At 73.1% G+C, this 6,204-nt stretch carries 6 protein-coding genes; 4 read left to right on the top strand and 2 right to left on the bottom strand.

All coding sequences use genetic code 11. The features are described 5' to 3' along the window. The first annotated feature begins 80 nt into the window (after positions 1 to 80). The gene (locus ADK41_RS36905; RefSeq protein WP_030824900.1) at positions 81 to 1,526 is read left to right on the top strand and encodes an aldehyde dehydrogenase family protein; all 1,446 of its coding nucleotides are present in this window, start codon (positions 81 to 83) and stop codon (positions 1,524 to 1,526) included. Positions 1,527 to 1,620: 94 nt separating this feature from the next. On the opposite strand, the gene ADK41_RS36900 is transcribed toward ADK41_RS36905, so the two are convergent. Continuing rightward, positions 1,621 to 2,337, bottom strand: a complete 717-nt coding sequence (locus ADK41_RS36900; RefSeq protein ID WP_030824897.1) for a DUF4190 domain-containing protein — start codon at positions 2,335 to 2,337, stop codon at positions 1,621 to 1,623. Positions 2,338 to 2,451: 114 nt separating this feature from the next. Here ADK41_RS36900 and ADK41_RS36895 point away from each other — a divergent pair, with 114 nt between their 5' ends. The 3 genes from ADK41_RS36895 (at position 2,452) to ADK41_RS36885 (ending at position 5,600) form a co-directional block, all read left to right on the top strand. Beyond that, complete coding sequence (locus ADK41_RS36895; protein WP_106979442.1) at positions 2,452 to 3,567, top strand: adenosine deaminase; 1,116 nt, start codon at positions 2,452 to 2,454, stop codon at positions 3,565 to 3,567. A 19-nt stretch (positions 3,568 to 3,586) separates the two neighbouring features. Further along, positions 3,587 to 4,297: a glycerophosphodiester phosphodiesterase gene (locus ADK41_RS36890; protein ID WP_030824891.1), complete on the top strand. Its 711-nt coding sequence runs from the start codon at positions 3,587 to 3,589 to the stop codon at positions 4,295 to 4,297. 148 nt (positions 4,298 to 4,445) lie between these two features. Then, positions 4,446 to 5,600 (top strand): serine hydrolase domain-containing protein, encoded by a 1,155-nt coding sequence (locus ADK41_RS36885; RefSeq protein WP_030824887.1) that lies wholly within the window; start codon positions 4,446 to 4,448, stop codon positions 5,598 to 5,600. Here ADK41_RS36885 and ADK41_RS36880 read toward each other — a convergent pair. Further along, a complete protein-coding gene (locus ADK41_RS36880; protein WP_030824884.1) occupies positions 5,578 to 6,114 on the bottom strand; it encodes a hypothetical protein in 537 nt (178 codons plus the stop codon). The genes ADK41_RS36885 and ADK41_RS36880 overlap by 23 nt on opposite strands. Between the last annotated feature and the right edge of the window lie 90 nt (positions 6,115 to 6,204).

Here is a 6,204-nt window from a genome sequence, read left to right as displayed (position 1 = left end):
GCCCGCTCCCCGCCCCCCGCCCTACCGTGGTCCCAGCACCCCACCCACACCCCCGACCGCGGAAGGGCCGGAACCCGCACATGACTTCCACCACCGCCTTCTGGCTCGCCGGCCGCCAGGCCACCGGCGAGACCGCCTTCGACGTCACCTCCCCCTGGGACGGCCACACCGTCGGCACGGTGAGCGTCCCCACCGACGCCCAGGTCGAGGACGCCGTCTTCGCCGCCCACGCCGTCCGCGAGGACTTCGCCGCCACCCCCGCCCACATCCGTGCCGCCGCCCTCGACCACGTCAGCCGCCGCCTCGTCGAGCGCACCGAGGAGATCGCCCGCCTGATCTCCGCCGAGAACGGCAAGCCGGTCAAGTGGGCCCGCGGCGAAGTCGGCCGCGCGGTCTCCGTGTTCCGTTTCGCCGCCGAGGAGGCCCGCCGCTTCAACGGCGGCGAGGCCCAGCGCCTGGACACCGACGCCGGCGGCCAGGGCCGGCTCGCCCTCACCCGCCGCTTCCCCAAGGGCGTCGTCCTCGGCATCGCGCCGTTCAACTTCCCGCTGAACCTGTGCGCCCACAAGATCGCCCCCGCGATCGCCGCGGGCGCGCCCATCATCCTCAAGCCGGCGCCCGCCACGCCCCTCTCCGGTCTGATCCTCGGTGAGCTGCTCGCCGAGACCGAGCTGCCCGCCGGTTCCTGGAGCATCCTCCCGGTCCCCAACGACCGTATGCCCGCCCTGGTCCAGGACGAGCGGCTGCCGGTGATCTCCTTCACCGGCTCCGAGAGGGTCGGTTACGCGATCATGGACTCGGTGCCGCGCAAGCACTGCACCCTGGAGCTGGGCGGCAACGGCGCGGCCGTCGTCCTCGCCGACTTCGCGAGCGACGAGGACCTGGACCGGGCCGCGCAGCGCATCGCGACCTTCTCCAACTACCAGGGCGGCCAGTCCTGCATCTCCGTGCAGCGCGTGATCGCCGACGCCTCCGTGTACGACCGTCTGCTGCCGCGCATCGTCGCCGCCGTCGAGGCGCAGGTCACCGGTGACCCGAACGACGAGGCCACCGACGTCGGCCCGCTGATCAGCGAGGCCGCCGCGCAGCGGGTGGAGGCCTGGGTCGACGAGGCCGTCGCCGCGGGCGCCACCCTCCTCACCGGCGGCAAGCGCGACGGCGCCTCCTACGCGCCGACCGTGCTCACCGACGTACCGGCCGAGGCGACGATCTCCTGCGAGGAGGTCTTCGGGCCGGTGCTGACCGTGCGGAAGGTGGACGGGGAGGCGGCGGCCTTCGCCGCCGTCAACGACTCCAAGTACGGCCTCCAGGCGGGCGTCTTCACGCACGACCTGCAGACCGCCTTCCGCGCCCACCGGGCCCTGGAGGTCGGCGGTGTGGTCATCGGCGACGTGCCCTCCTACCGCGCCGACCAGATGCCGTACGGCGGCGCCAAGCAGTCCGGTGTGGGCCGCGAGGGCGTGAAGTTCGCGATGGACGACTACACCTACGAGCGCGTGATGGTCCTGACCGGCCTCGCGCTCTGACCCGTCCGGAGAAGGCCGACGGCCCGAGCCCGCCGTGCGGGGGCTCGGGCCGTCGGCGTCTTCGGTCCGTGGCGACCGGTGGCGACCGGTCCGGTCAGCGGAGGACGGGAGCGGTGGCGGCCGGGCGGTGGGCGCCGTAGTAGTCCTCGTCCTCCCAGCCGTCCTCCTCGCTGTTGATGGCGGCCGTGATGCCGACGGCTATCAGGACGATCACGGCGATGCCCAGGACGAGGCCGATGATGCCGGTGATCAGACCGGCCTGGGCCTGCCCGTGGTTGTCGGCCAGACCCTCCTCGGCCTTCCGGCGGCCCTTGATCCCGAAGACGATGGCGAGGACGCCGAGGACGACGGAGACCACGCCGTACATGCAGAACAGGCAGCAGGCCAGGATGCCGAGCACCATGGCGGCGGTGCCCATGCCGTTCTGCCGCTGCACCGGCATGCCGGGCCAGCCGTAGCCCGGCGGGTAGCCGGGGTGTCCGTAGCCGCCGGGTGCGCCGGGACCGGTGGGGGCGACGGGCGGCGGGGGCAGCATGGAGCCCTGGGTGTCGAACGGCGCGGCGCCGGCCGGGGGCCTGGCGTCGGCCGGCGGGACGAAGCCGGCGCCCGGCATCCCCGCGACGGTGGGCTGGTCGTGCACGGACGGCGGCTGCGGCGCGGCCAGTCCCTCGGCGACGGTCGGCGTGGCCGGTGACTGCGGCGGCCGGCCGGCGCCGGGCGCGCGGTCCTTGTCCAGTGAGGTCCGGTCCTCCGGGGGCGCCCACGGGTCGCCGGCGCCCGTGTCCCCGTTCGGCTGCGTCACGTCCGTCATCTGGAGTTACCCCCTGGCCCTCGATCGTCCGGCCATGCTACGGCTCCGCCGCTCCGTACCGCCCCGCCCCCCTGCCCCCACCGCCTACGATGACCCCGAGTCACCGATCAGCCGATCATCCGCGCCCCGCCGCCCGTGCGGCCCGGGGCGCCGTTCCGGGGAGGAACCTTGACCGACCGTCTCGTCGATCCGCGCGTCCCACGCGATCTGCACGCCTTCATCGCCGGGCTGCCCAAGGCCGAACTGCACGTGCACCACGTCGGGTCCGCCTCCCCCCGCATCGTCTCGGAGCTGGCCGCCCGCCACCCCGACTCCAAGGTCCCCACCGATCCCGAGGCCCTGGCCGACTACTTCACCTTCACGGACTTCGCCCACTTCATCGAGGTGTACCTGTCCGTCGTCGACCTCGTCCGCACCCCCGAGGACGTACGGCTGCTGACCTACGAGGTGGCGCGCGAACTGGCCCGGCAGCAGGTGCGGTACGCCGAGCTGACCATCACCCCGTTCTCCTCCACCCGGCGCGGCATCGACGAGCGTGCCTTCATGGACGCGATCGAGGACGCCCGCAAGGCGGCCGAGTCCGAGTTCGGGACCGTGCTGCGCTGGTGCTTCGACATCCCCGGCGAGGCCGGTCTCGAGTCCGCCGAGGAGACCGTGCGGCTCGCCACCGACGACCGGCTGCGCCCGGAGGGCCTGGTCTCCTTCGGTCTCGGCGGGCCCGAGATCGGCGTGCCCCGGCCGCAGTTCAAGCCCTACTTCGACCGCGCGATCGCCGCCGGACTGCACTCCGTGCCGCACGCCGGCGAGACCACCGGTCCGGAGACGGTGTGGGACGCGCTGAACGAACTGGGCGCCGAGCGCATCGGGCACGGCACCAGTTCCGCCCTCGACCCGAAGCTGCTCCGGCACCTGGCCGAGCGGCGCATCCCGCTGGAGGTGTGTCCCACCTCCAACATCGCCACCCGCGCGGTGACCGACCTCGACGAGCACCCCATCAAGGAGTTCGTGCGGGCCGGCGTCCTGGTCACCGTCAACTCCGACGACCCGCCGATGTTCGGCACCGACCTCGACAACGAGTACGCGGTCGCCGCGCGGCTGCTGGAACTCGACGAGCGGGGGCTGGCCGACCTGGCGAAGAACGCGGTCGAGGCGTCCTTCATGGACCCGGCCGGCAAGGCGCGGCTGGCCGCCGAGATCGACGCCCACACCGCGTCCTGGCTCGCCTCCTGACCACCCGCGGAGGGCCGCCATGCAGAACGTGACCGCCGTGGCCCACCGCGGCGACCCCTACCGCGTCCGTGAGAACACCCTCGCCTCGCTGCGTTCCGCGCTCCACCGGGGCGCGGACGCGGTCGAGGTCGACGTACGCCTCACCCGGGACGGCGTCCCGGTGCTGCTGCACGACGACACGCTGAAGCGGCTCTGGGGACACGACCGTCCGCTGCGGTCGCTGTCGTGGGAGGAGGTGCGCGGGGTCACGGGCGACGGGGTGCCCACGCTCTTTGACGCGCTGGCGGCGACGGACGGCGGCCGGATGATGATCGACCTCCCCGGCGCGCCGGACGTCCACGCGGTGCGCCGGGTCGTGGACACCGTGCGCGAACGGGGCGCCCAGGGCCGCGTCCTCTACTGCGCGGGCGCCCCCGCCATGCTCGCCGTACGGGCGGCGGACCCGTCCGCCGAGATCGCGCTCACGCGTACGACCGTGGCGCCGGCCCGCGCCGGTCTGCTCGAGGCGATCCGCCCGCGCTGGCTGAACTACCGCTTCGGCCTGGTCGACCGCGCCCTCGCGGACCGTGTCCACCACGCCGGTTACCTGCTCTCCGTCTGGACCCCGGACACCCGCCGCTCCATGCGCCGCCTGCTGGCCCTGGGCGTCGACTCGATCACCACCAACCGCATCGACGTCCTGTGCGCGCTGCGGGACGCCGGGGGCCGGCCGGGGCGGCGGTCACCTTAGGGGGAGCCCCTGACGACTTCCCTTTCTCCTCATGGAAGTTGATCGGGGGTGCGTCAGGGCGGGCGCCCTCCCCGGCGACGATCCGGAGGTGGCCCGCCCGGCCGGAGGATGATCACGTCCTTCCGCCGAACTCCCCGAGGAGCAACCGATGCACACCCGTCGTCGCACCACCCTGCTCACCGCCTCCCTCGTCCTCGCCCTGGGCGCGGGCCCGCTCGCCGCGCCCGCCTTCGCCTCCCCCGCCCCGTCGGCGCCCGTGTGCGGTGCCGCCCCGTCGGACAAGGCGCTGTGCGAGGCGATCGAAGGGCTGCCCGACGAGAGCACCACGGCCGCACTCGTCCGGCTGAGCGGCACCGAGGCTTCCTGGCAGGGCAGTTCGGGGGTGCGGGACCTGGTGAGCGGCCGGGCGGCCGACCCGGACGCGCGGTTCAGGGCCGGTTCGACGACCAAGGTGGTGACGGCCGCCGCCGTCCTCCGGCTGGCGGCCCGGGGCGAGGTCGATCTCGACGCGTCGATCGAGCGCTACCTGCCCGGCCTGCTCGGCCCCGAGTTCAAGGAGCCCGTCACCGTAAGAAACCTGCTGAACCACACCAGCGGCATCCAGCCGGGCGTCAGTTGGGGCGACACCTTCGAGGAGCAGTACGCGCACCGCTACGACACGCTCACCCCGCGGCGGGTCGTGAAGTCGGCGGTCGCCAAGGGCCCGGCGTTCACCGCCGGTGACCAGCAGCAGTACCTCAACATCAACTACACGATCCTCGGCATGCTGATCGAGAAGGTGACCGGGCGGTCGTACGCCTCCGAGGCCACCCGGCTCGTGCTGCGTCCCGCCGGGATGGAGCACACGTACTTCCCCGGCGCCGACCCCCGCATCCGCGGACCGCACCACCGCGGCTACCAGGCGGCGCCCCGGCCGGACGGGACGACCCGGCTCGTGGACGTGACCGAATGGAACGTGGCCGACCGCTGGGCGGCCGGGGACATGATCTCGACCACCGCCGACCTGGAGCGGCTCGGCACGGCTCTCTTCGGCGGGCAGATCGTGCCCGAACCGCAGTTGCGGGAGATGTTCACGGTTCCCACGGACATCAAGGGCGCCGCCTACAGCGCGGGCCTGACCCGCTGGGAGCACGAGGGCACGGTCTACTGGCTCAAGACCGGCGCCCGCCCCGGCTACAGCACGGCGATCGCCGCGACCGAGGACCTGAGCCGCACCCTCGTGTACGCGCTCACCGACACCGACGCGAAGGACACGACGCCGAACCCGGTCGCCGAGCGCATCAAGCGGGCCGCCCTCGGGTGACGAGGGCCGGCGTCGTGTGCGGCGTGAGCGCCTCCAGCCGCTTGATCTTCCGGCGTACGACGTACAGCGGGATCACGCCGAACACGCCGAACGCCATGTCGATGACGCTCCACCAGAAGGGGATGCCGCGGACCGGGCCGCAGATCAGGGCGAGCGGGATGACGCCGGCGCAGGCGATCATGCCGAACTCGACGACCCAGACGTTGCGGACGGGGTCGCGGTAGGGACCGTGGAAGGCGACCGCGATCACGAGGTGCGCGAAGGCGAGCCAGTCGGTGCCGTAGAGGAGGAACGGGTACTCGGCGTCGGCGGTCTCGAGCCCCTGGCGCACGCGCTCGATCCAGTCCATGAGGGCGGGGAGGTGCTCCGGCGCCGACAGGGAGCGGAGCAGGTCCTCGGCCCAGCGCAGTTCGTGCACCAGCGGGAAGGCGGTGGCGCCGCTGAGCACCAGGCAGACGACGAAGAAGGCCAGCCAGGCGCGGATGCCCTTGAGCAGGGCGGCTCTGTCGCTCATGGCAGCAGCGTACGCCCCGAGTTGAACATGTTCAAAAATGGGATCGGCCCGGGGAACACGTCGGCCCCGGACGGTGGTCCAACCGTCCGG

Source organism: Streptomyces caelestis (assembly GCF_001279005.1).
GTDB lineage: Bacteria > Actinomycetota > Actinomycetes > Streptomycetales > Streptomycetaceae > Streptomyces > Streptomyces heliomycini.
Note: the sequence above shows the minus strand (reverse complement) of the source record. Positions and strands in the feature narration are given on the sequence as shown.

Bases quoted from the DNA above. Each gene is read 5' to 3' on its own strand.
- ADK41_RS36890 (WP_030824891.1), top strand. From the start codon at position 3,587: ATGCAGAACGTGACCGCCGTGGCCCACCGCGGCGACCCCTACCGCGTC.
- ADK41_RS36885 (WP_030824887.1), top strand. From the start codon at position 4,446: ATGCACACCCGTCGTCGCACCACCCTGCTCACCGCCTCCCTCGTCCTC.
- ADK41_RS36905 (WP_030824900.1), top strand. From the start codon at position 81: ATGACTTCCACCACCGCCTTCTGGCTCGCCGGCCGCCAGGCCACCGGC.
- ADK41_RS36900 (WP_030824897.1), bottom strand. From the start codon at position 2,337: ATGACGGACGTGACGCAGCCGAACGGGGACACGGGCGCCGGCGACCCG.
- ADK41_RS36880 (WP_030824884.1), bottom strand. From the start codon at position 6,114: ATGAGCGACAGAGCCGCCCTGCTCAAGGGCATCCGCGCCTGGCTGGCC.